The organism is Sulfurihydrogenibium sp. YO3AOP1 (assembly GCF_000020325.1).
Lineage (GTDB): Bacteria > Aquificota > Aquificia > Aquificales > Hydrogenothermaceae > Sulfurihydrogenibium.
Genome location: NC_010730.1, coordinates 1,548,856 through 1,571,453 on the forward strand (window position 1 = coordinate 1,548,856; position 22,598 = coordinate 1,571,453).

General features: G+C 32.1%; 26 protein-coding genes and 1 CRISPR repeat array. Of the genes, 17 read left to right on the top strand and 9 right to left on the bottom strand.

Annotated features, from left to right (window positions below; translation table 11 throughout):
* Positions 1 to 14 precede the first annotated feature (14 nt).
* Positions 15 to 1,154, bottom strand: a complete 1,140-nt coding sequence (locus tag SYO3AOP1_RS07705) for an alanine--glyoxylate aminotransferase family protein (protein WP_012460163.1) — start codon at positions 1,152 to 1,154, stop codon at positions 15 to 17.
* A gap of 356 nt (positions 1,155 to 1,510) precedes the next feature.
* Here SYO3AOP1_RS07705 and SYO3AOP1_RS07710 point away from each other — a divergent pair, with 356 nt between their 5' ends.
* From SYO3AOP1_RS07710 to SYO3AOP1_RS07785, 17 genes are all read left to right on the top strand, one after another.
* Positions 1,511 to 1,720 (top strand): MoaD/ThiS family protein, encoded by a 210-nt coding sequence (locus SYO3AOP1_RS07710; protein ID WP_012460164.1) that lies wholly within the window; start codon positions 1,511 to 1,513, stop codon positions 1,718 to 1,720.
* Positions 1,717 to 2,631: a TIGR00269 family protein gene (locus tag SYO3AOP1_RS07715; RefSeq protein ID WP_012460165.1), complete on the top strand. Its 915-nt coding sequence runs from the start codon at positions 1,717 to 1,719 to the stop codon at positions 2,629 to 2,631. The genes SYO3AOP1_RS07710 and SYO3AOP1_RS07715 overlap by 4 nt, the downstream gene beginning before the upstream one ends.
* Positions 2,628 to 3,290, top strand: coding sequence for a ribulose-phosphate 3-epimerase (gene rpe / locus SYO3AOP1_RS07720; RefSeq protein WP_012460166.1), 663 nt, complete (start codon positions 2,628 to 2,630; stop codon positions 3,288 to 3,290). The genes SYO3AOP1_RS07715 and rpe overlap by 4 nt, the downstream gene beginning before the upstream one ends.
* 11 nt (positions 3,291 to 3,301) lie before the next feature.
* A complete protein-coding gene (gene def, locus SYO3AOP1_RS07725; protein WP_012460167.1) occupies positions 3,302 to 3,835 on the top strand; it encodes a peptide deformylase in 534 nt (177 codons plus the stop codon).
* A 9-nt stretch (positions 3,836 to 3,844) separates the two neighbouring features.
* A complete protein-coding gene (gene lgt / locus SYO3AOP1_RS07730) occupies positions 3,845 to 4,627 on the top strand; it encodes a prolipoprotein diacylglyceryl transferase (RefSeq protein ID WP_012460168.1) in 783 nt (260 codons plus the stop codon).
* Positions 4,611 to 5,852: a folylpolyglutamate synthase/dihydrofolate synthase family protein gene (locus SYO3AOP1_RS07735; protein ID WP_012460169.1), complete on the top strand. Its 1,242-nt coding sequence runs from the start codon at positions 4,611 to 4,613 to the stop codon at positions 5,850 to 5,852. Before lgt ends, SYO3AOP1_RS07735 begins: the two co-directional genes overlap by 17 nt.
* Positions 5,827 to 6,678, top strand: a complete 852-nt coding sequence (gene truB / locus SYO3AOP1_RS07740; protein ID WP_012460170.1) for a tRNA pseudouridine(55) synthase TruB — start codon at positions 5,827 to 5,829, stop codon at positions 6,676 to 6,678. Before SYO3AOP1_RS07735 ends, truB begins: the two co-directional genes overlap by 26 nt.
* A gap of 318 nt (positions 6,679 to 6,996) precedes the next feature.
* Positions 6,997 to 8,133, top strand: a complete 1,137-nt coding sequence (locus SYO3AOP1_RS07745) for a DNA double-strand break repair nuclease NurA (RefSeq protein ID WP_012460171.1) — start codon at positions 6,997 to 6,999, stop codon at positions 8,131 to 8,133.
* Positions 8,130 to 8,450, top strand: coding sequence for a helix-hairpin-helix domain-containing protein (locus SYO3AOP1_RS07750; RefSeq protein ID WP_012460172.1), 321 nt, complete (start codon positions 8,130 to 8,132; stop codon positions 8,448 to 8,450). Before SYO3AOP1_RS07745 ends, SYO3AOP1_RS07750 begins: the two co-directional genes overlap by 4 nt.
* Positions 8,438 to 8,755 (top strand): tetratricopeptide repeat protein, encoded by a 318-nt coding sequence (locus SYO3AOP1_RS07755; protein WP_012460173.1) that lies wholly within the window; start codon positions 8,438 to 8,440, stop codon positions 8,753 to 8,755. The genes SYO3AOP1_RS07750 and SYO3AOP1_RS07755 overlap by 13 nt, the downstream gene beginning before the upstream one ends.
* A gap of 11 nt (positions 8,756 to 8,766) precedes the next feature.
* Positions 8,767 to 9,714, top strand: coding sequence for a glycosyltransferase family 9 protein (locus tag SYO3AOP1_RS07760; RefSeq protein ID WP_012460174.1), 948 nt, complete (start codon positions 8,767 to 8,769; stop codon positions 9,712 to 9,714).
* A 34-nt stretch (positions 9,715 to 9,748) separates the two neighbouring features.
* Positions 9,749 to 10,231 (top strand): NAD(P)H-dependent oxidoreductase subunit E, encoded by a 483-nt coding sequence (locus SYO3AOP1_RS07765; protein ID WP_012460175.1) that lies wholly within the window; start codon positions 9,749 to 9,751, stop codon positions 10,229 to 10,231.
* Positions 10,206 to 11,489: an NADH-ubiquinone oxidoreductase-F iron-sulfur binding region domain-containing protein gene (locus tag SYO3AOP1_RS07770; protein WP_012460176.1), complete on the top strand. Its 1,284-nt coding sequence runs from the start codon at positions 10,206 to 10,208 to the stop codon at positions 11,487 to 11,489. The genes SYO3AOP1_RS07765 and SYO3AOP1_RS07770 overlap by 26 nt, the downstream gene beginning before the upstream one ends.
* Before the next feature lie 235 nt (positions 11,490 to 11,724).
* Entirely contained in the window at positions 11,725 to 12,006 is a 282-nt protein-coding gene (locus tag SYO3AOP1_RS09785; protein ID WP_281340680.1) for a helix-turn-helix domain-containing protein, read from the top strand.
* On the top strand, positions 12,003 to 12,860 hold the full coding sequence (locus tag SYO3AOP1_RS07775; protein WP_281340681.1) for a DDE-type integrase/transposase/recombinase: 858 nt from the start codon (positions 12,003 to 12,005) through the stop codon (positions 12,858 to 12,860). The genes SYO3AOP1_RS09785 and SYO3AOP1_RS07775 overlap by 4 nt, the downstream gene beginning before the upstream one ends.
* Positions 12,861 to 12,934: 74 nt before the next feature.
* Positions 12,935 to 13,232: direct repeats of the CRISPR family, unit length 30 nt; unit sequence GGTTACATCTGAACCGTGTGGGTTATAAAG.
* Positions 13,233 to 13,332: 100 nt separating this feature from the next.
* Complete coding sequence (locus tag SYO3AOP1_RS07780; RefSeq protein ID WP_012460177.1) at positions 13,333 to 13,878, top strand: hypothetical protein; 546 nt, start codon at positions 13,333 to 13,335, stop codon at positions 13,876 to 13,878.
* A 223-nt stretch (positions 13,879 to 14,101) separates the two neighbouring features.
* The gene (locus SYO3AOP1_RS07785; protein WP_012460178.1) at positions 14,102 to 14,311 is read left to right on the top strand and encodes a hypothetical protein; all 210 of its coding nucleotides are present in this window, start codon (positions 14,102 to 14,104) and stop codon (positions 14,309 to 14,311) included.
* Positions 14,312 to 14,537: 226 nt separating this feature from the next.
* Here SYO3AOP1_RS07785 and SYO3AOP1_RS07790 read toward each other — a convergent pair whose 3' ends face one another.
* Genes SYO3AOP1_RS07790 through SYO3AOP1_RS07825 form a run of 8 tightly spaced genes read right to left on the bottom strand, consistent with a single transcriptional unit; the run spans position 14,538 to position 22,377 of the window.
* A complete protein-coding gene (locus SYO3AOP1_RS07790; RefSeq protein ID WP_012460179.1) occupies positions 14,538 to 16,433 on the bottom strand; it encodes a transglutaminaseTgpA domain-containing protein in 1,896 nt (631 codons plus the stop codon).
* Positions 16,417 to 17,298, bottom strand: a complete 882-nt coding sequence (locus tag SYO3AOP1_RS07795) for a DUF58 domain-containing protein (RefSeq protein WP_012460180.1) — start codon at positions 17,296 to 17,298, stop codon at positions 16,417 to 16,419. Before SYO3AOP1_RS07795 ends, SYO3AOP1_RS07790 begins: the two co-directional genes overlap by 17 nt.
* Positions 17,295 to 18,212 carry a MoxR family ATPase gene (locus SYO3AOP1_RS07800; RefSeq protein WP_012460181.1) on the bottom strand — a complete coding sequence of 306 codons (918 nt, stop codon included), beginning with the start codon at positions 18,210 to 18,212 and terminating at the stop codon, positions 17,295 to 17,297. Before SYO3AOP1_RS07800 ends, SYO3AOP1_RS07795 begins: the two co-directional genes overlap by 4 nt.
* 9 nt (positions 18,213 to 18,221) lie before the next feature.
* The gene (gene panC / locus SYO3AOP1_RS07805) at positions 18,222 to 19,064 is read right to left on the bottom strand and encodes a pantoate--beta-alanine ligase (protein ID WP_012460182.1); all 843 of its coding nucleotides are present in this window, start codon (positions 19,062 to 19,064) and stop codon (positions 18,222 to 18,224) included.
* Positions 19,064 to 19,501 carry a hypothetical protein gene (locus SYO3AOP1_RS07810; RefSeq protein ID WP_012460183.1) on the bottom strand — a complete coding sequence of 146 codons (438 nt, stop codon included), beginning with the start codon at positions 19,499 to 19,501 and terminating at the stop codon, positions 19,064 to 19,066. Before SYO3AOP1_RS07810 ends, panC begins: the two co-directional genes overlap by 1 nt.
* 5 nt (positions 19,502 to 19,506) lie before the next feature.
* Entirely contained in the window at positions 19,507 to 20,172 is a 666-nt protein-coding gene (locus tag SYO3AOP1_RS07815) for a rhomboid family intramembrane serine protease (RefSeq protein ID WP_012460184.1), read from the bottom strand.
* Positions 20,159 to 21,382: an MFS transporter gene (locus tag SYO3AOP1_RS07820; RefSeq protein ID WP_012460185.1), complete on the bottom strand. Its 1,224-nt coding sequence runs from the start codon at positions 21,380 to 21,382 to the stop codon at positions 20,159 to 20,161. Before SYO3AOP1_RS07820 ends, SYO3AOP1_RS07815 begins: the two co-directional genes overlap by 14 nt.
* On the bottom strand, positions 21,379 to 22,377 hold the full coding sequence (locus SYO3AOP1_RS07825) for an NAD(P)H-dependent glycerol-3-phosphate dehydrogenase (RefSeq protein WP_012460186.1): 999 nt from the start codon (positions 22,375 to 22,377) through the stop codon (positions 21,379 to 21,381). The genes SYO3AOP1_RS07820 and SYO3AOP1_RS07825 overlap by 4 nt, the downstream gene beginning before the upstream one ends.
* Positions 22,378 to 22,598 lie beyond the last annotated feature (221 nt).

The following is a 22,598-nucleotide window of genomic DNA, read 5'->3' on the forward strand; positions in this document are numbered from 1 at the left end:
TTGTTAGCTCCTTGTTATATGTTATTTAAATAAACTTCCTGTGCTTTTCTAACACCTTTTCCAAGCTCTACTTTGTAGCCCATTTTATTTAGTGTAATTTCAACAGCTGCGATAACTTCTATTATGTCAAGATAATCAAAGTATCCCATATGTGCCACTCTAAAAATCTTTCCTTTTAGATGGTCTTGTCCACCTGCAACTCTGATTCCTATTTTTAAAAGCTCTTTTCTAAATACATCAGCATCTAAACCTTCCGGTGTAAATACAGCAGTTGCAGAGTTTGAAGGGCTTTCTGAAAGAAGCTTTAATCCAATCTCTTGTAATCCTTGTCTTGTCATCTCTGCAAGTATGTGATGTCTTTTCTCTAAATTATCTAAACCTTCATTTAAGATTAAATCTAAGCTTTCATTTAAAGCAATGATAAGATTTATAGCAGGCGTGTAAGCTGTTTGTCCTTTTGCTTGTTTTTTGCTTTCTGCTTTTACAGAGAAGTAATATTTTGGTAATTTGCTACTTTCAAGTCTTTTTTCTGCTTTTTCACTGTAGTATAAAACAGATAAACCCGGTGGAAGCATTAGTGCTTTTTGACTACCTGTTATAAGAATATCAACCCCTATCTCTTCAGGATATACTTTATAAACACCTACAGAAGTAATTCCGTCAACTACCAATAAACAGTCTTCTAATGAATTGCTAACCTGTGCTAAAAATTTTAGGTCATGGACTGTTGCTGTTGATGTTTCTGAATGCTGAACCAAAATTCCTTTTATGTCTGGATTTTTTTCTACTATTTTTTTTAGCTCTTCTTTATCGTAAGTTTTACCCCATTGGATTTGATAGTCTATAACATTTAAACCAAATGTATTTCCTAAGTCTCTCCATCGTTCCCCAAACTTTCCAGCATTTATAACTAAAACTTTATCTCCTTCATTGAAAAAGTTAACGATAGATGCCTCCATTGCTCCAGTTCCAGAAGAGGCAAACATTAAAACATCTCTTTGTGTATTAAAAAGTTTTTGAAGTTTTTCTCTTGTTTGTAAAAATATATTTGTAAACTCTGGTGTTCTATGGTGGATTATTTGCTGTCCTAATGCTTTGATAACTTGCGGTGGAAGTGGCACAGGTCCGGGTGTAAAAAGTCTTTCTTTAATCAATCAATTCCTCCAAGAAAGTTTTAATAATATTTTAACACATACCCATGTAGTTTATATCAGGACTTAAATTTTAGAGTGTATAAGCTAAAAGAAGTATGGGATAATATAATATAAGAATTTAAAAATATACCTTGAGTGAGAAATTGGGTAGAAGTAAGAGATTCTTCGCTTCGCTCAGAATGACATCTGAGGCTACCTTTCCTTTATGCTTATCATTCAACCTTTCGCTGTCATCCTGAGGACGTAAGTCCGAAGGATCTCCTTTTTAAATTTTATAAAAACCACTAATTTTTCACCCCAAGGTATATTAAGTTATAATAAATTATTTTAAAAATCATGAGTAGGAGCTTTAAAACTTGAAAATAACAGTTGAGTATAGAAACAACAAAATAGAGCTTGAGTTTGAAAGCAGTAAAGTAAAAGCAAAAGATATTCTAAAAAAGTTAAATCTATCAAGAGATTATGCATTTGTAGTCAAAAACGATGAAATAGTTGATTTAGATGAGTATATAACACCGTCGGACAAAGTTAAAGTTATTAACGCAATTTCTGGAGGAAAGTTTTGAGAAAATGTTATAAATGTGATAAAAAAGCACAGGTTTATCTTCCACAGCATAGATTAGCATTCTGTAAAGACCACTATTCAGAATGGTTTGACAACAGAGTTGAGAAAACAATCAAAGAATTTAAAATGTTTGATAAAAACAGTAAAATCTTAGTAGCTGTATCAGGTGGTAAAGATAGTTTGTCTTTATGGAATGCTCTTGCAAAGCTTGGATACAACGTAGATGGTTTTTATATAAATCTTGGAATAGGAGATTATTCTCAAAAGTCTAAGGAATTGGCTTTAAAATTCGCAGAAAAGATAGGAAAAACTCTTCATATTGTTGAGCTTAAAGATGAGATAGCAACCATTCCGGAGATGAAAACATACGACAACAGACCAGCCTGCTCCATCTGTGGAACGATCAAAAGATACTTTATGAACAAAAAAGCCAAAGAGCTTGGATATGACATAATAGCAACAGGACACAACTTAGATGATGAAGCAGCAGTTTTGTTTTCTAACACTTTAAATTGGAGCGTTGAATACCTAAAAAGACAGTATCCTGTATTAAAAGAAGAAAACGGATTTATAAGAAAAGTAAAGCCTTTATGTAAAATATCAGAGAAAGAAAGTGCCATGTATGCTATTTTATCAGGCATTGAGTATATAGAAGAAGAATGTCCATACTCAGTAGGAGCAACTTCTATTGACTATAAGTTATTTTTATCACAGCTTGAAGAAAAAAGTCCAGGCACAAAATTAAGATTTTATTCAGAATTTTTAAGAAAAATGTATCCAATCCTTCAAAGTTATGAAGAAAAAGTAGAGCTTGGAAGGTGTGAAATCTGCGGAGAGCCGTCTATGAATAGAATTTGTTCATATTGCAGTTTAAAGATGAAACTACAGGCAAAAAAGGAGAAAACTGTATGAAACTATTGGCACCATCTATTTTATCTGCTGATTTTTCTATCCTTGGACAGCAAATAAAAGAAGTAGAAGAAGCAGGAGCTGATATAATTCATTTAGATATAATGGATGGTCGCTACGTTCCAAACATAACATTTGGACCACCGGTGGTTGAATCTATCAGGAAAATAACAGACCTACCATTTGATGCACATCTCATGATAGTTGAGCCGGAAAAATACATACCAGATTTTATAAAAGCGGGAGTAAATATGATCTCTTTTCACATGGATGCAACCATACATGCCCATAGAGTTGTTGATATGATTAAATCTAACGATGTAAAAGCCGGAGTAGTTTTAAATCCAGCAACACCTGTAAACACTTTAGAAGAAATTATTTATTACATAGATTATGTTCTTATTATGTCAGTTAATCCAGGTTTTGGTGGTCAAAAGTTTATTCCACAAACAGCAGAAAAGGTTAAAAAATTAAAACTACTGATGGAAGAGACAAACAGAACAGATATATTAATCGAAATAGACGGCGGAGTTAATCAAGATAATATAAACTATTTATCTATGCTTGGAGTAAATATTTTTGTAGCCGGAAATGCTGTATTTAAAGGAAATATTAAAGAGAATGTTGTTAATTTAAAAAGAAAAATGGAAATATGCGTTTAAAGGAGTTAAAAATGGATTATAAAATCAGAACATGGCCAGATCCAATTTTAAAAGAGCCAACAAAAGAAGTAGATTTTTTTGATGAAAGATTACAAGAGTATATAAATAAAATGTGGGAATTTATGTATAAAGAAGAAGGCGTTGGACTTGCTGCAAATCAAATTGGCATTCCATATCAAATTTTAGTTATCGATACATCTTTAAGAGAAAAAAGAAGCGAAGAAGAAGCAGAACCACCGGTAAAGATGGTTTTGATAAATCCAAAAATTGTCGAAAAAGAAGGAGAAGTCCAATCAACAGAAGGGTGTTTAAGCTTTCCAGGTGTTCAAATTACAATCCCAAGAGCGAAAAGGGTTAAAGTAGTTGGCAAAAATGAAAAAGGTGAAGATGTAGAAATAGAAAGCTCGGAGTTTTTAGCCATCGTACTTCAGCATGAGATAGACCATCTAAACGGTATCCCATTTATAAATTATCTTTCACCATTAAAAAGAAAGCTTGTGTTAGATAAATACTTAAAATCTTTGAAAGAGCTTGAAAAAGCTTAAGGAGAGATTATGTTTCCAGACTTAATCAGTATTGGTGGTATCACTATACATACATACGGCGTTTTGACAGCTATTGGCCTTATAGTTGGTTTTTATGTTGGACTTTATCATGCTAAAAAAGAAGGTATAAATGAGAAAGATTATGAAAATGCTTTTATTTTTATAGTCTTAGGTGGTATTATAGGAGCAAGAATTGCTTATATAATAGAGCACAGTGAAGATTTTACTTCATTTTTAGATTTTTTCGCAATTTGGAATGGTGGAATTGATTGGTTTGGCGGTTTTTTAGGTGGTTTAGCAGCAGCTATATTGTATTTAAAATATAAAAACATATCAATACTAAAGCTTGGTGATGTGGCGGGTGTTTCTATACCAATAGGACACTTTTTTGGAAGGCTTGGATGTACATCTGCAGGTTGTTGCTATGGAAAACCAGTTCCACCGGATTCACCATTAAGAGATATTGCAATCATTTTTCCAAATGATCCACACTGTTTAGCACCAAAAGGCATACCACTTTATCCAACTCAGCCGGCGGAAGCAATAGGAAATCTCTTAATCTTTGCCATTTTATTTTTCACATACAGAAAAAAAACTTTTGACGGACAGATTTTATCTTTATATCTTATACTTTATGGATTTTTAAGATTCTTATTAGAATTTTGGCGTGGAGTAACACCACCTTTGCCATACATTGGTTTAACTTGGAATCAGATAATCACTTTATCAATGGTGTTATCAGGAATAGCTTTATTTTTTTATATGAAGAAAAGATATGCAAAACCTGTATGACCTTTTTCAAAAAAAAGCATTTAACATCGAGCCAGGATTAGAAAGAATAAGGTCAGCGTTAAAAGAACTTAATAATCCGGAGAAAAATTTTAAATCTATTCTTGTAGCAGGGACTAACGGCAAAGGTTCAACATCAGCATACTTGGAGAGTTTACTTAGACACTATGGCTACAAAACAGGACTGTTTACATCTCCGCATCTGATAAGAGAAAACGAAAGATGGCAGATAGACAGAAAGGAGATTGACGATAAAAAATTACAAAATTACATCAATGAATTAAAACCAATCATAGAAAAATACAATCTTACATATTTTGAAGCATGCACACTTTTAGCTTTTAAATACTTTTCTGATAAAAAGGTGGATATTGCGGTTGTAGAGGTTGGTCTTGGTGGAAGGTGGGACTCGACAAATGTTTTAGAGCCGGAGACTTCAGTTATTACAAATGTATCCTTTGACCATATGCACATGCTCGGAAACACACTTTTAGATATAGCCTATGAAAAAACAGGCATTACAAGGCAAGATAAACCAGCTGTAATAGGAAGAAACCAACCAGAAATTATCCATTGGCTTAAAGAAAGAAAGATAAAAGAGTATTACATCAAAGATATAGATTACTTTGTTAAAGAGATAGATTTTAATAAATACAACTACAAATTTAAAGAGCATATCTTTGAAAATTTAGAAATATCAATGCTTGGAAAAAGACAGATAGAAAATTCAAGCTTAGCGCTAACAACTTTCCTGCTATTTTTAGACAAGAACAACCAACCGGTTGTTGAAAACATAATAAGAAAAGCACTCTACAATACAAAATGGAAAGGAAGGATGGAAATTATTAGCAAAAATCCTTTTATCATAATTGACGGAGCACATAACGAAGAGGGGCTTATAAAAACATTTCAAGAAATAAAGGAAATCTTTCCAAATAAAAAGATTTTCACTATCTTCTCATTCATGAAAGACAAAGACACAGAAAAAATGATAAATATAATCAAGCAAAATAGTGATTTCTACATAGCTACAGTTATGCCATTTTCTAGAGCAATGACAGCAGAAGATTTTAAAAATCTTGGCATTGAAAATGTAAAAGAAAATCATTTAGAGGCAGTTAAAGAGCTTAAAAACAGTGTAGATAAAGATACAATAATATTAATCACAGGTTCGTTATACTTAATAGGAGAGATCTTGAAAGATGGATGGAATACTTTTAGTAAATAAACCAAAGTTTATAACTTCAAACGATTTGGTGATAAAGATAAAGAAACATCTTAATGAAAAAATGGGTCACACAGGCACACTTGATTATGCAGCATCGGGCTTGATGGTTTTAACAGTAGGGCAAGGGACAAAAATAACTCAGTATTTACAAAAACTTGATAAGCAGTACATAGCAGAGGGAAAACTTGGAGAAATTACAGACACATACGATAGCCAAGGCAAAATTATACAAACAAAACCTGTTGAGATTGATGAAGAAAAGTTAAAAGAGATAATTTTTTCTTTTGTAGGAGAATACTATCAGACACCGCCGCCGTATTCGTCAAAAAGGATAGGTGGAACAAGGGCTTATAAACTTGCAAAAAAAGGAGTAGAAGTTCAGCTAAAACCTGTATTAATAAAAATATACGGCATAGAAATCTTAGAGATAAATCTACCATACTTTAAAATAAAAGTTGACTGTTCTTCAGGTACTTATATTAGAAGCTTGATAAAGGATATTGGAGACAAAGCAGACTGCGGAGCTTACATGACAGATTTAGTTAGAACTAAAATAGGACAGTTTGATTTAAAAGATGCTTTATCTTTTGAAGAAATATTAAAGAAAAATCCAAACGAGATAAAGCTAATCAGCCTAAAAGATGCGTTATACTTCTTACCGGAAATTAAACTAAATCAAGATTATGAAAAAAGATTTAAACATGGACAAAAAATAAAAGTTGACTGTATAGAATCAAAAGATATAAAGGTTTTAAATGAAAACCACGAGCTGATAGGAATAGGAGAGATAAAAGACTGTATTTTAAAGCCAAAAATAGTTTTGTAAATACGTCGGGTGAGAAGTGAGAGTTAAGGAGGATGTTCCAAATTTTTAACTAAGTCTAAAAATTAATTAACCTTTTGATCGTCATTCTGCAGCTGGCGAAGAATCTCCTCCCTTTCTTACCTATTACTTCTTATTTTCTCATTTTTTAAAAGAGGAGATCCTTCAGACTAAAGTCCTCAGGATAACTGGCAAAGGTAAAGTTATACCTACGTAAACACTCTACAACTTAAAAAATTTCAGAACGCCCTCCCTATACACAGGCTTATTTTTTATGTAAAATAAATAAAGCCATTCAAATACCAATCAAGGACACTAAAGATGAGAGTTGAACTTTTAGAAAAAATCTTAAAAAAGAAAGATAAAATTAGAGAGTATTTACAACAAAATATAGAAAAAATCAACGAAGAAGAGATAAAATCAAAATGGACAGCATACAATCCAAATCCTAAACCAATTCATCATTTAGCAGCCGATGGGTCTTTTTATCAAAAATCTTACTTAGGCTTTAGTCTAATCGTATTTGCCGGGTATGCAGAAAATACAAATCTAAATAGTGAAAATATAAGCAGTTTTACAATTGGAGATATATTTCCAACTGTAATTAAAAAAACAGAGCATGTTAAAACCTTAGCAACTCTTTTTATGTTTTTGTGTGAAGCAAAAGCATTGCTTTACCTTGCTAAAAAAGAAAAACCAGATTTTATAATCTTTGACGGAACCATTACATCAAGATTTATCATACCATTTCCACTTTCTAATTGGTTTACCGATAATGAAGTAGAAAGTCAAATTAACACTATCGTTAACGAGCTTTTTAAAGAAAACTTAGAAAAAATAAAAGAAACAGATTTGTATTTTTTAAGAGATGATATTATCAAATCAATTTTTACAAAGTTAGAAAGTCCAAGAAAAGATTATATAGAAGCCATAGTCTCAAAATTTGCATATTATGAATATCTCTTTACACTTTACAACATTTTCAAATTAGAACATAAACCATTAATCATAGGATTGGCTAAAACTTCCACCGGAACAGACATGTTAAATCATTCTCTGCCGGACATAAAGTTATTTTTAAACTACATTAACGAACTTGGATATTCTGAAAGCGTTGAGCAGAACTTAGAAAAACTAAAAACAAGCCTTGGAGAACTTCAGCTAATAGATGATAAAATCTTTAGCTTTTTATATGAGCTAAACATCGAGTCTTTTTATGCAAAATATACTTTAAAAAATGCTATAAATCTTATAGAAGTTTATCAAAATCCAGATTTTGGAACAATAAGAAAAGAGGATATATTAGACTACTTAGCAGATATGGACTACTTAGGCTACAACTATCCCTTTAAGCTTAAAAAAGTTGACAACGAAGTTAGAATTACATCATCAGATTTTGAGTTTATAGAAAAACAGCTTGGACTTGAATTTTCAATCACAGGCAGAGAAGCACTATGAAAATAAACCAAGAGCTTTTATCATTCCAAAGCTTAATAATCGGATTGTTAATTTTATTCCTATTTACTTTAAAATCTATTAACATAAATCCAAAGCCAAAGTTTACAGAAAATGATTTAAAAATAGATATAAACACCGCAGACATTATCACTCTTCAAAGAATTCCTTACATCGGAGAAAAAACAGCCGAGCTTATAATTAAAGACAGAAAGATAAGAGGCGGTTATACAGATATAAATCAGTTAAAATGGGTAAAGAACTTTGATAAAATAAAACCATACATTAAAATAAGCGAGGAAGCAAAATGGACAGAATAGAGCAGTTAAAAAAGGCATTAGAAAAAGACCCAAATAATCCACTTGGATTATACGGATTAGCGTTAGAGTTATACAAACAAGGTTTATATGAAGATGCTATTGTATACTTTAAAAAATATCTAAGTTTGTACGAAGACCAAGGAGCAGCATACAGAACGTTGGCACAATGCTACATAAACATTGGAGATATTGAGCAGGCTATAGAGACATACGAAAGAGGAATAGAAAAGGCAAGAAAGTATAACCACCCAACAATGGTAGAAGAGTTTAAACAGGAGATTGAAAGATTAAAAACAATGATTTAAAAAAAATTTTAGTGATAAGATTTTCATCTCTTGGAGATGTTATCCTATCTTCTGTCGTTTTAGACCCTTTATATGAAAAAGATTACAATGTAGATTTTTTGACGTTTAAACCATTTAGCGATGTGTTTGAAAAAGACTATAGAATAAAAAATCTGATTGCTGTCGATAAATCAAGACTTAAAAGCATCTCAGATATTTACAGTTTTACCAAATCCTTAGATAAATACGATTATGTTTTAGACCTGCATTCTAACCTACGGTCTTATTTGATTGGGTTTTTCTTAAAGCTGAGATACAATCCAAAAATTCTAAGATATAAAAAACAGTCTTTAAAAAGAAGATTAAAGATTTTAGACCCAAACTTCAATGTTTTAAAAGTATATCTTGAGCCACTAAAAAAACTTGGTATAGAAAATTTAAATTACAGACCAAAAGTAATTATCACAAACCAAGAAGTTGAAAAAGTAAAAACCTTTTTGCCACAAAAATTTATATCTCTTGGAACAGGTGCAAGGTATAAAAGTAAGGTTTATCCGTACTACAAAGAGTTATCTGAGATTTTACTTGAAAATGGATTTAATGTTGTTTTGGTTGGTTCTAAAGAAGATTTAGAGATGGATAAAAGCATCTATCCAAAAGAAGTTTTAGATTTAAGAGGAAAAATAACCTTAAGAGAAACCATTACTGTAATATCACAAGGATTGGCAACTATAAGCAACGACTCAGCCATAGCCCATATGTCAAGAGCTGTTGGCATTAAAGTTTTGATGATATACGGCTCAACTCATCCATACTTTGGATTTGCACCATTAAAAGATGAAGGAGATTATATCTTTAAAAATCTACCATGTCAGCCTTGTTCGCTTCACGGACAAAACAGCTGTAAGTATAAAACTTTTGAATGTTTAACATCCATCTCTCCCCAAGAAGTTTATAATAAGCTGAAAAATTTGATATAATAAAACAGTGTTTTATTAATTTTGAGGAAACAGCTTGGAATATACATACTTAACACCGGAAATTATAAATAAGATTGAAGAGTATAAAAAAGAATTTTTGACAAAAGAGCAGGTTATCATACAAGCACTGCATTTGATATACTCTAAGTCTAGAGACATAAGCTTAGACCATATGTTAGAGCTTTCCAACTATCTTGAAGTTCCTTTAAATCAGATTGAAAGAATCGTTAGTTTTTATGATATGTTTAGAGTTAAAAGAAATGCAAGGCATCATATTAGAGTTTGCAAAAATCTGCCTTGCCATATCATGGGATGTAAAAAACTTATAGAACTTTTTGAAAAACTAACATGTGAAGAAAGAAATCAAGAAAGTAAAAACGGTAGATTTTACATAGAAACTGTTGAGTGTATAGGTGCATGTAGCGTTGCACCAGCATTTATGATAGATGATGATTTATACGATGGAACAAAGATTACAGAGGAAAAGTTGAATGAAATCCTATCCAAATATACCTAATTTTCATACATACAGCAGCGTAAACTTACTCCTTAGAAGATGTAAGGAACCAAGAACTGTGGACATAGAAGAGTATATTACAACTGGCGGATACTCTGCACTAAAAAAAGCTTTAAATAGATTTACACCGGAAGATATTATTGTCCTTGTAGAAGAAAGCACACTTAGAGGAAGAGGTGGAGCAGGATTTCCAACAGGTAGAAAATGGCGTTTTGCTATATCAAATCCAAAGCCAAGATATTTAGTTTGTAATGCTGACGAAAGCGAGCCAGGAACGTTTAAAGATAGAATAATCATAGAAAGAGACCCACATCTTTTGATAGAAGGTATGATTATTTCAGCCTATGCCATCGGTGCAGAAAGAGGATTTATTTATATAAGAGGAGAATATCCGGCAGGGGCAAAAATCCTTGAAAATGCGATAAAAGAGGCAAGAGAAAGAGGTTTTCTTGGTAAAAATATACTTGGAACAGATTTTTCTTTTGATATAAGCGTTTACAGAGGGGCAGGAGCATATATCTGCGGAGAAGAAACAGCATTAATAGAAAGCTTAGAAGGAAAAAGAGGACATCCAAGATTAAAACCACCTTATCCAGTTTCAGAAGGACTTTTTGGAAAGCCTACTGTTGTAAATAACGTTGAAACATTGGCAAACATTCCTATCATCATAACTTATGAGAGCTATTATATGAACATAGGACCAGCCGGATATTATGGACCAAAATTATTTCCAATTAGCGGAAAAGTAAATAAACCCGGTGTTTATGAGCTTACGATGGATATTACACTTAGAGAGTTGATTGATATAGCCGGTGGAATGAAAGATGGAAAAAAATTTAAAGCTGTTTTTGCAGGAGCACTTGGCGTATACTCTGAAAGAGACCTTGACATTCCAATGGACTACTCTCCGAAAGGTTTTGGTGGCACAGGAACAACTATAGTTCTTGCAGAAGACGATTGTATCATAGATAGTTTGATTGTAATAGCTGAATTTTTTCATCATGAAAGCTGTGGGAAATGTACACCTTGCAGAATTGGAACTTATGAACTTTTAAACATTCTTAAAAAATTTCAGGAAGGAATAGCAACAGAAAAAGATTTGCAATATCTTGAACACTTGGGAAGAAACATACCAGTTGGCTCCATATGTGGTCTTGGATACTCTGCACCAAACGCATTAATGGATGCTTTAAGAAAATTCAAAGATGAATTTATAGCACACATTAACAAACAATGCCCAGCAGGTGCGTGTTTTTAGATATTATTTTTCTGCTTAGAGTGTTTCAAAAATCCACACTGTCATTCTGCAGCCGGCGAAGAATCTCATGTTTACAAAAAACATTAAAAAATGAGATCCTTCACTACGTTCAGGATGGCGTAAAGGTAAGTTTACAAGAATCCTTAAACAGTCTTAATTTTTCGCTGTATAAGCTAAAAGAAATATGGGAAAATATAATATAAGAATTTAAAATTATGAAAATCGGGGGATAAAGATGAGAAAGAAAGTAGGAACATCTACCTACATTCAGAGAATTAATACACTTGAAAGAAAGCTTTTAAAACAAGTAAAAGAATTAGATGATGTTATGGAAAAACATCCAGAAATAATCTTTAGATTGCAAGTAGTAGAATTTGCTTTAAAACATTCAGTGAAGGTTGCAGTTGAAGCTTTTGGTGTATCAAAATCTACCATATACAGATGGATTAAAGAGTATGAAAGCAGTAATAACAATCCTGTATCTCTTAAAAATCGTTATATATCAAAAAAGGAATGAAATTAGAAAAATTACAAAAAATAACAGAAAAACATAAACAATTAGTTTTAGAAATAAGAAAGAAACATCCTAAGCTTGGGAAAGAAAAAATAAAGGTTTTACTTGATAAACTCTGCAAGCAGCACAATATTCCTACGATATCTGCAAGTTCAATTGGAAATATAATAAAAATGCTTAAAGAGGAAAGGAAGTTAAATCATGAGTACGCCAGGCAAAGAATCACAATCAACGGAAGAACTGGAAAGCTAATAGTGAAAGAAGATAAAAAGAAAACAAAGAAAGATAGATATAAAGACAAAAAACCAACAAAACCAGGAGAATTGGTACAAATAGATACAAAGCATGAATATGTAAATGGTAGAAAAGTTTATATATTTGTAGCCAAGGATGTAAAAACAAGAATCTCTTTTACTTTTGCATATGACAGGCTAAACAGTAAAAACGCAAAGGACTTTTTAGAGAAATTAATAAAAGCAATACCATTTGAGATAAAAGGTATACAAACAGATAATGGCAGTGAATTCTTGGGTGAGTTTAGCAAGGCATTAAAGAAAAAAGATATAAAACATTATTTTAACTATCCAAGATATCCAAAAGGACAAGCATATGTAGAGAGAATGAATAGGACATTACAGGATGAATTTATCATGTACTACGAAGATTATGAATTAAAAGATGTTTATGAGTTTAATAAAAAAATGATGGAGTATATGCTATGGTATAACATAGAAAGACCTCATCATAGTTTAAACAAAAAATCACCTATTGCATACTTTTGTGATATTATAAATTCAAGAAAACCGGAATTTTCCCAAACTGGTATGACCTATACATCAACTTGCGGATTTTTTTAAAATTTGGTATAATGTTTTATACATTGTTAATTGAATAAGGTTTTTACGAATTTACTTTTGAGTTAAAAGTTGACGGGTTACATCTGAACCGTGTGGGTTATAAAGCATCAAAAGCTACAATGACATATTCACCAATATCTGGGTTACATCTGAACCGTGTGGGTTATAAAGGCTTGATACATCGCCCGCATAAACTACGTTTGTGCCTGGTTACATCTGAACCGTGTGGGTTATAAAGTCTTTATTTTCTCAACAATTTCTTCATAATCTTCTCTGGGTTACATCTGAACCGTGTGGGTTATAAAGTCCAAATCACTTTTTTTCTCTTTTCATCTCCTTCTTCGTTATATCTGAACCGTGCAGGTTATAAAGACAACTTTAAAGTCAGTCTAAAAAGTCAGATTTTTTATAAAAAACTGTTTACAAAATTAAGAAGACAATTTAAATTTATAAAAAGGAGGGAAAAATTAAAATGGAGCTAATAATTGGTTTAATCGCATTGATAGCTTTAATTTTAATGATTAGAAAAGTTGGAGTTATTGAGCCTAATAGAAATGTAGCTTCTAATATGCAACCACCACAAGATATTCCACAACATACATCAACTACGCAAAATATTTCACAGAATACACCGCCACAGAATAATTCAGATATATTAAACGACATAGCAAAAGCCGGATTAATTGGAACTGCGGCAGGCTTGGGAATGGTTGGATCAGGAATGCTTTTTGGTAGAAATTATTACAACTACTATTATCCTCGTGAACCTGACACAGCACTTGCAGAACATCTTCATGATTTAATATTGAATGATGACTGTAATAAATGTGATAACGATGTAATTTATAATATTTTTTCAAGCTGTGACGATACAGGCTCTGATAACTCAGACTCTTCATGTAGTAGCTCATGGGATGATAACTATGACAATAACAACTATGACGATAATGGTTATTCTTGGAATTCGTGGGACAGCGGAGATGATAGCTCCTGGTTAAAATACCCTGGTGAGAAATAAGCGATCTTTATAGAATTTAAAAGGAGATCCTTCGGCCTTGCGGCCTCAGGATGACAAGGTAAGGGTAGGGGCAATTCATGAATTGCCCTTACACATCATACGTTTATAGTCGCCTTATTTGTCATTCTGCAGCCGTGGGAAGAATCTCACAATTTTATTGAATTTCTCGCCCTACATATGGAGATGATAGCTTTTGGTAAAAAGTTAAAGGGAGGTGGCTGAGATGGATTTAACACCTTTATTCACTATAATCGGATTATTCATATTAATTTTAGTAGCTTTAATAGTTAAAGGTATCACATCATCTGATAGTACTGTATCATCCGATTCTTTTTATTCTTACGATGATTCAAGAAATTTTTATCATCTTACCGATTACTCATCAGACTGGTATCAGACGATAATTCAGACTCTTCAAAAAGCTCATCTTTAATTTCAGGTAGTGACGATTATTTAAATTCAAACTCTTCAGACTATCTTACAGACCCTGCTTATGCTTGTCTACCCGGGAATATTTACCATGATACAATTTGCGAAAGTTCTTTTTCAAGTTCAAGTTTTGATGACTCTTTTAGCTCATCTTGGAGTTCTTGGGACAGCTCATGGGATAGCTCCTCTTGGGATTCTTGGAGTAGTTCAAGCAGTAGTGATTGGTAAAATTATAATTTTTCTATCATCTTTTTTAATCTCTCATAATCAGCCTTGCTTAATTTTTTATCTTTATATACATAACTTTCAAGCTCTCTTGCAAATGTTAAAAGTTTTTGCTTAAGCTCTGCATTCTCTACTCTTGAGATAAACTCTTCCAATCCTTCGTTTCCCTTTCTTTCATAGCCATACTTTTTTAATCTTTTATTTAATATATTTAGCAATCTTTTTTCATAAGGTTGTTTTAAGTATTTGATAGATAAAAATATTAAATAGCCTGCCAATAGCAAAATTATTGTAAAAATGAGATAGTTTTTGTTAAAGTTAAACTCTATCTTTTTAGAGTCTCTAATATTAGAAAAGCTTTTTTTAACTTTATTGAAAAGTTCAACTTGCTTAGAAAAATCATAGTTTACGATAAAGGTTGTGTAGTAGTAATTTATAGTATCAAGCCAAAGTTTAAATTTGTTTAGCTTTTTCTCTCTTTCTATGATTGCATTTCTTGCTGCCGGTGTAGGGTCAAATCTTATCCAATGCTTGTTTATGTATGCTTCAGCCCAAACGTGTACATCTTTTTGTTTAACTATGTAGTAGTTGGCTGTTTGGTTGTAAGTAGCTGTCTTATAACCACCTACAAGCCTTGCAGGTATGCCGTTTAACCTAAGCAGTATAACCATTGATGATGCAAAATATTCACAGTTTCCTTGCTTTTTTACAAACAGAAAGTCATAAATAGGGTCTTGGCTAACAGATAGGTTTTGTAATGAGTATGTATAACTTTTTAAAAACTTCTCTATGTTTTTTGCCGTTTCTTCTTTGTCATTTCCATTTAAATCTTTGGCTAATTTGATTATAGATTCATTTAATTTCGGAAGCTGTAAGTATTCATCCATAGACTTTAACTCTTCATAGTATCTATCATTGATAAAAGAAATACCCGAGTATTTAATTTTGTTAAATATAGGTTTATCAACAACGTATGTTTTATCCATTCTTGGAGTAATAAAATAGCCGCTTATCTGTGATATTGCATACGGATATTCGACAGTAAATAAATAAATATCTGAATGTGGTTCTAAGTAAACTGTGTATTCATATTTTTTACCAAACAATCTTCTTGCTTTAACTGCTGAAAATAAATCCTTAGACATCCACTGTTTTCCATCAAAGTAATTCCAAGTTAAACCCCTTAAGTAAATTTCTCCGATATTCTCTCCCGAAACTCTCATTACGACAGAATCATCTTCTTGAATGTTGGAAACATCACCAAGTTTTACATCTTGAGAAAATCCGGTTGAAGCTTTTCCTTGACCTTGTAGAAAGTTTAAGAATGGATAATTACTTCTTGGTAGTGTAAAAAATAGAAAAATCATGAAAGGAATAGAAAGTAGTGGAATAATAGCTGTTTTTATCAAAATTCTTTTTATTACGCTAATATCTAACTCTATCTCTTTATTCTGCTGGTAGTATGTTAAAAGTATTACTGATGCGTTTATAAAAAAGATTAATATCAAAAGATATAGTAAAAATATCATGCTGGTTGAAAGAATTGTGTATCCTGCAAAAAGCAGAATAATTAACAAATATATCTGCATGTAATCTCTGAATGCTTTTTCTTCAAGAAGTTTTAAACCAAGTAAGACTAGAAGAGTTTCCACCGAAGGCTGAACGATATTGTCAGGATTTATTCTTAAAACCAATAATATTACAAATAAAATACCGGTAATGTTTATAAACGTTCTATTTATGTTTAAAGGCTTTTTAAAATCTTTGTAGGCTGAAAGTGCATATAAAGCTATAAAAATAAAGCTGTATGCTAGACTAACTTCTTTAAAAATTAAAAGAAAAATAAATAGACTTCCTACGTAAGCATTTATCTTAACTATGTTTTCAACCGATAGCTTCATCTTTCATTCCGTATAATGCAAGCTTTGTAAGAAGTTTATGTCTATCTGATTTATCTTGTAGATTATAGGTTGTATTTTCTACTTTTACAAATATGTTTTCAAACTTTTTATGATTTACTGCTAAGTAAGTGATGCAGGATATTTTTGATTCTAAATCTATGTTTATCTTTTCAAATTCTATTATGGTTGGCGTTGATTGGATGGATGACAGGACTTTTTCTTTTAGATTTTCCGATTTCGTCGAAGCCTTCCAATCTATGTACTTAACCGGCGTTCCAAAATTGTAATCTCTAAGTCCTAAAAAGTCTCCTTCGTATCCTTGCTTTTCTATAACCTGACCTTCTGATTTTTGCTTAGCTTTAAATTTGTAGTCTGATATTTGAAATAAATTGCATTCTTTTGGCTCCGGAAAAACTACTTTTTTAGCATCTACTTTTACAGTAAAACATCTTTCAAAAAAGTTAAAAGGAAAAACTGAACAGGCTTTGGCTTCTTTTATGATAAAAATACCTCTTTGAACAACTGATATTTTTAGCTTTCCTTCTCCGTATTTTTCTGCATACGGAATTAGCACACTTTTATTGTTTATTGATACTTTAATCAAAAACATTGGCATAAAGGCTTTTTTGTTTATTGCTTTAACGGTTAGATAAAACTCTTTTTTTGCAAAAACTTCCTCCGGAAATTCTACCCATATGTCTATTTTAGATATATTTCTCTTTCCAAAATATCCTGAAATTCCCATAAAGCTAAGTAAGGTCGAAACTATCAAAAATAGTAAGTTGTTTCCTGTGTTTACAGCAGCAATACCAAGAACTATGGTAATGAGGATATAAAGCCAACCTGCTTTTGTTATCTTTATCATATAGGTGTTGGAATGCTTTCAACGATTGTTTTTATAATCTCTTCTTTTTGAGATTCATACTCTGGTTTGAAGATTACTCTGTGTGGAATTACATATTTATAAAGTTTTTTAATATCTTCAGGAATGATAAAATCTCTACCTTCCATGTACGCGTTTGTTTTGGCAGTGTTTACGATTGCAAGAGTTCCCCTTGTTGACAAACCGGACTCAAGATATTTACTCTCCCTGGTAGCCCATACAATATCAAGGATGTAGTCAGCTATTTTATCTGACACATAAACGTTTTTAATCTCTTCTTGAATTTTTATAATCTCTTCTTTTGTTATGAAAGGCTGTATTTTATAAAGTTCTTCTCTTTTACTACCACCTTTGATAATCTCTTTTTCTGCCTCTCTTGATGGGTATCCGATGGAGATTTTCATTAAAAATCTGTCTAACTGAGATTCTGGAAGGGGAAATGTTCCATACTGTTCTACCGGGTTTTGTGTTGCTATTACAAAAAATGGCTGTGGTAATTTATAAGTTTTTCCATCTACTGTAACCTGCTTTTCTCCCATTGCCTCAAGAAGTGCTGACTGAGTTTTTGGCGTTGCCCTGTTTATCTCATCAACAAGAATGATGTTATTGAAAATAGGACCGGGTTTAAACTCAAACTCGTTTGCGTTTTTGTTATATATGGAAACTCCGATTATATCAGATGGTAGTAAGTCGGAAGTAGCTTGTACTCTTCCATAATCCAGCCCTAAGGTTTTAGCTATTCCTATAGCAAGGGTTGTTTTGCCAAGGCCGGGCAAGTCTTCTATCAAAAGATGTCCTTTTGAAAATAAACATATTAATGTAAGCTCAATGGCTTTTTCTTTCCCGTGAAGATAGCTTGATAAAAAGTCTATTATGTTTTTAAACTCAAATCTCATAAATCACCTTTAAAATTCAATATTATCAATAAGCCTTGTATTTCCTATATATACCGCTACTGCCAACACGTCCGATTTTTTTACTTTATCTACCGGCTTTAATGTATTGCTATCAACGATTTCTACATACTGAATTTCTTTTAGATGTTTTGCTTGGGATATTATCTGTCTTACTCTTTCTTTTATAAGATTTGGGTCTGTTATTCCATCTTCAAACATTCTTTTTGCTTCAAACAATGCTTTGCTAATATTGAGTGCCGATTCTCTTTCTTCATCGGATAGATATTTATTTCGTGAAGACATAGCTAAACCATCCGGCTCTCTTACAACCGGACAGCCAACTACATTGACCGGAAAGTTTAAATCTTTGACCATCCTTTGAATAACTTTAAGTTGCTGAAAATCTTTTTTTCCAAAGTATACATTGTCCGGACAGACTATGTTAAAAAGCTTTGCTACAACTGTTGCTACACCTTTAAAATGACCCGGTCTAAAATCTCCACACAAACCTTTTGAAAGCTCTGCAACTTCAACATAAGTTTGAAACCCGTCAGGGTACATTTCTTCATAGCTTGGATAGAATATATAATCTACATTTTCTTTTTCACAAAGACTTTTATCTCTTTCAAAGTCTCTTGGATATCTTCCGAAATCCTCGTTGGCTCCAAACTGTATTGGATTTACAAATATACTAACGACTGTAATATCGTTTTCTTTTTTGCTGCATCTGATTAAAGATAGATGCCCTTCATGAAGATAGCCCATGGTTGGAACAAAGCCTATTTTTTTACCTTGCTTTTTTAAAGATAGCATCAAAGTTTGCATTTGGCCTGGATTTGTAATTACTTCCATCACATACTGCCGGATGTTAAGTATTTGATAAACTTTTCGTTTTGACTTTTGTTTAGTATAGATTGAATTGCTTTAAATAAATTTATATCTAAAACTGTAAGCTCTGTTTTTAACTTTGCTATTTCGATAATAAGATTTTTTATTTTCTGTGGGTCGTTAGATTTATAAACTGCATCTGTAAGTTCTGCCTCTTTGTCTTTTAAAATTCTTGCTTTTCCAAGCATTATTGGAAAGTATTTATCATACTCAGCTTTTATAAGTTCAATCTGTTTTGGAGATAATTCCAAATCCATTTTTTGAAGTAAAGATGGATCATATGGTGTAAATCTCGCTACAAGATAGTATTTATCCATCCAAGCATAATCATTTTGAGAAGAGCTGAAAGATGGGCTTATCAATGTTAATAAAAACCCAAATCCAAAAATAAATTTTTTCATTGTTTTTACCTCGTATATATCACAAATTTTTTAGCTCTTGGGTATAGATTATCTATTAGATACCAACCTGCAAGAAATCCACCAATATGGGCATACCAAGCTACACCGCCAAGAGATGTTGGAATAAACATGGCTGATAAAACTTGAATAACAAACCAATAGCCTATAAAAAACCAAGCAGGAAGAGCAAAAATGAAGAATATAAACGGTGGAATAAATGCATAAACTCTTGCAAAGGGATAAAGCTTTCCGTAAGCCGCTATTATACCGCTAATTGCTCCGGATGCTCCAACCATAGGTATGTTTATATCTCCCATTAATATAGCAACTGCAGATTGAAGTATTGCAGCAGCAAATCCGGACAAAAAATATAAAATTAAAAATCTAAATTTTCCAAGTGCATCTTCAACATTATTGCCAAAAATCCATAAAAATAGCATGTTTCCAAAAATATGTGCAATATCTCCATGAATAAACATATGTGTTATAAAATTTAAAAGATTAAAATGAATAAGGTCAAGAGGAAGAAGCCCATAAGTCCTAACGAATATTTCAAGCTCTTCATCGGATAAACTCATTTCATGAAGAAAAACACCTACATTAACACCTATCAAAAGTAAAGTTATTAATGGGAATGACCTTGTAGGTACATCATCTTTAATTGGTATCATTATTTAAAACCTCTTTTTTCTTAGGCATCTCCATTGTAGAAACTAAACCAAGCCAAATAACGGTTAGTATGATTAAAAATATAAAATTAAAGTTTGCTGATTCATCTAATTTTAATAAATATCCACCAACAGCACCCCCAACAAAAGCACCAACAAACTGAGCAGTGTTAAACACTCCAGAAGCTGTTCCCTTAACATGCGGTTTTGCATACTTACTCATCAACGATGGCATGATTGGCTCTAACATCATAAATCCGGTAAAGTAGACAACAATCGCTAAAACTGTAAGGTAGAAGTTATTTTTAAACATTAAAAACATTATAAATGAAACTATCAATACTAAAATTCCAAGCATTTTAACTTCTTTTATTTTATTTTTCTTTTCGGCAATTATTGTAGATGGAACCATTATAGTTAATCCTACAAAAAACATAAGTAAGTAAATTTTCCATAAATCTTTTACATCAATCGTATACTGATGGGCAAAGATAATAGGAACTGCTGTAAATACAGCCGTTAAAGTCATATGCAATACAAACATTCCAAAATCCATTTTTAGAAGATTTTTATCTTTTAAAACAATGCCTAAATATGAAGATGTAAACTCCGCATCATCATGGTGTTTAACTATAGGAGGCTCTTTTATTCCAAAGATTATGTAAGGCAGAGAAATTAGACCAAGTATTCCTGTAAATGTAAATACGCCGGCTAAACCAAAATGAGAAGCAATCAGTGGTCCTAATACCATACCAAAAGCAAACGCCATACCAATAGATGCACCGATAGTAGCCATTGCTCTTGTTCTTATCTCTTCTCTTGTCATATCTGCAAGAAGTGCAATAACTACAGAAGAAACAGCACCTATACCTTGCAAAAATCTACCAATAATTAAAAGATGTATATTCTCTATACTTGCAGCATAGGCTGATAAAAAGCTGCCAAGAATAAATATTATTGTGCTTGTTATTATGATTGGCTTTCTACCAATCTTATCACTCCAAAGCCCGTAAGGTATCTGAAAAATAGCTTGAGTAAGACCATAAGCACCTATTGCAAGACCAGCAAGAAATGCGTCTGAACCTGGCATATTCTTAGCGTAAATACTTAACACCGGTAAAGCTAAAAATAGCCCAAGCATTCTTAATGCAAAAATAAAAGCTAAACCTAAGGTAATCTTCTTTTCTTCTGGTAAAAAATCTTTATCTATCATTTGTTTTCCTCCATAAATTCAAATTTGTATCCTCTGTTCATAAGCTCCATGGCAGCATCTTTTGGATTTAGATTCTCATAAAGAACTCTATAAACCTGATAAGATATTGGTAGCTCAATATTGTATTTATTTTTTATGTCATAAACTGCTTTTACTGTTGTATAACCTTCTACAACTTGACCTACTTTTTTTAAAGCTTCTTCTACCGAGTATCCTTGACCAATAAGCATTCCAAACGTCCTATTTCTTGATAATTCTCCCGTTGCAGTCAAGACTAAATCTCCAAGTCCAGATAGTCCGTAAACTGTTTGTGGATTTCCACCATATATTTTTACTATCTTACTGATTTCATACAAGCCTCTTGTAATTAAACTTGCCCTTGCATTACTCCCAAAACCAAGTCCATCACTAATCCCGGCAGCTATTGCTATCACGTTTTTAATAGCTCCTCCAACTTCTGCACCTACCAAATCATCAGAAAGATACACTCTAAAAGTCTTTGTATTTAAATAACTTAAAAGCTTATTACCTATTTCTGTATTTCCGGCCAAGACAACAGCCGTTGGCAGTCCTTTTATTACTTCCTTTGCAAATGATGGACCGGATAAAGCAAATATATATTTTCTATCAATACCCAGACTTTCTTCCATGATATCAGACACAAGCTTTAGACTTTCTATTTCTATTCCCTTAGATGCAGAAATTACGGGCTTATTTTCTATCTTTACTTTCGATAGTGTCTGTCTAATATACTGAGTAGGAATTACTACGATGAGAATATCGCTTATATTTATCAATTCTTGTAAATCATATATTGGCTTAATGTTTGTATTTAGCTTAATATCCGGATGGTATTTTACATTTATGTTTGAATTTTTAACACTATCTAAAACTTCTTTATCTATATCCCAAATAAAAACATTTTCAAAATTAACACTAAGAATCTGGGCTAATGCAGTTCCCCAACTGCCAGCACCAATTACTCCTAAATTCAAATTCTCCTCCGTAAAGTAGTCTATATAGTATTATATCAATATAACTTGAGTGAGAAATTAGTGATTTTTATAAAATTTAAAAATGAGATTCTTCGGACTAAAGTCCTCAGAATGACAGGAAAAAAGATTGAATGATAAGCATTAGAGAAAGATTAATCTTATTCGTCATTCTGAGCGAAGCGAAGAATCTCCTACTTTTATGGAATTTCTCACCAAACGTG

Coding starts and splice junctions, on each gene's coding strand:
- rpe (WP_012460166.1), top strand. CDS start 2,628: ATGAAACTATTGGCACCATCTATTTTATCTGCTGATTTTTCTATCCTT.
- def (WP_012460167.1), top strand. CDS start 3,302: ATGGATTATAAAATCAGAACATGGCCAGATCCAATTTTAAAAGAGCCA.
- lgt (WP_012460168.1), top strand. CDS start 3,845: ATGTTTCCAGACTTAATCAGTATTGGTGGTATCACTATACATACATAC.
- SYO3AOP1_RS07735 (WP_012460169.1), top strand. CDS start 4,611: ATGCAAAACCTGTATGACCTTTTTCAAAAAAAAGCATTTAACATCGAG.
- truB (WP_012460170.1), top strand. CDS start 5,827: ATGGATGGAATACTTTTAGTAAATAAACCAAAGTTTATAACTTCAAAC.
- SYO3AOP1_RS07745 (WP_012460171.1), top strand. CDS start 6,997: ATGAGAGTTGAACTTTTAGAAAAAATCTTAAAAAAGAAAGATAAAATT.
- SYO3AOP1_RS07750 (WP_012460172.1), top strand. CDS start 8,130: ATGAAAATAAACCAAGAGCTTTTATCATTCCAAAGCTTAATAATCGGA.
- SYO3AOP1_RS07755 (WP_012460173.1), top strand. CDS start 8,438: ATGGACAGAATAGAGCAGTTAAAAAAGGCATTAGAAAAAGACCCAAAT.
- SYO3AOP1_RS07770 (WP_012460176.1), top strand. CDS start 10,206: ATGAAATCCTATCCAAATATACCTAATTTTCATACATACAGCAGCGTA.
- SYO3AOP1_RS09785 (WP_281340680.1), top strand. CDS start 11,725: ATGAGAAAGAAAGTAGGAACATCTACCTACATTCAGAGAATTAATACA.
- SYO3AOP1_RS07775 (WP_281340681.1), top strand. CDS start 12,003: ATGAAATTAGAAAAATTACAAAAAATAACAGAAAAACATAAACAATTA.
- SYO3AOP1_RS07780 (WP_012460177.1), top strand. CDS start 13,333: ATGGAGCTAATAATTGGTTTAATCGCATTGATAGCTTTAATTTTAATG.
- SYO3AOP1_RS07785 (WP_012460178.1), top strand. CDS start 14,102: ATGGATTTAACACCTTTATTCACTATAATCGGATTATTCATATTAATT.
- SYO3AOP1_RS07790 (WP_012460179.1), bottom strand. CDS start 16,433: ATGAAGCTATCGGTTGAAAACATAGTTAAGATAAATGCTTACGTAGGA.
- SYO3AOP1_RS07795 (WP_012460180.1), bottom strand. CDS start 17,298: ATGATAAAGATAACAAAAGCAGGTTGGCTTTATATCCTCATTACCATA.
- SYO3AOP1_RS07800 (WP_012460181.1), bottom strand. CDS start 18,212: ATGAGATTTGAGTTTAAAAACATAATAGACTTTTTATCAAGCTATCTT.
- panC (WP_012460182.1), bottom strand. CDS start 19,064: ATGGAAGTAATTACAAATCCAGGCCAAATGCAAACTTTGATGCTATCT.
- SYO3AOP1_RS07810 (WP_012460183.1), bottom strand. CDS start 19,501: ATGAAAAAATTTATTTTTGGATTTGGGTTTTTATTAACATTGATAAGC.
- SYO3AOP1_RS07815 (WP_012460184.1), bottom strand. CDS start 20,172: ATGATACCAATTAAAGATGATGTACCTACAAGGTCATTCCCATTAATA.
- SYO3AOP1_RS07820 (WP_012460185.1), bottom strand. CDS start 21,382: ATGATAGATAAAGATTTTTTACCAGAAGAAAAGAAGATTACCTTAGGT.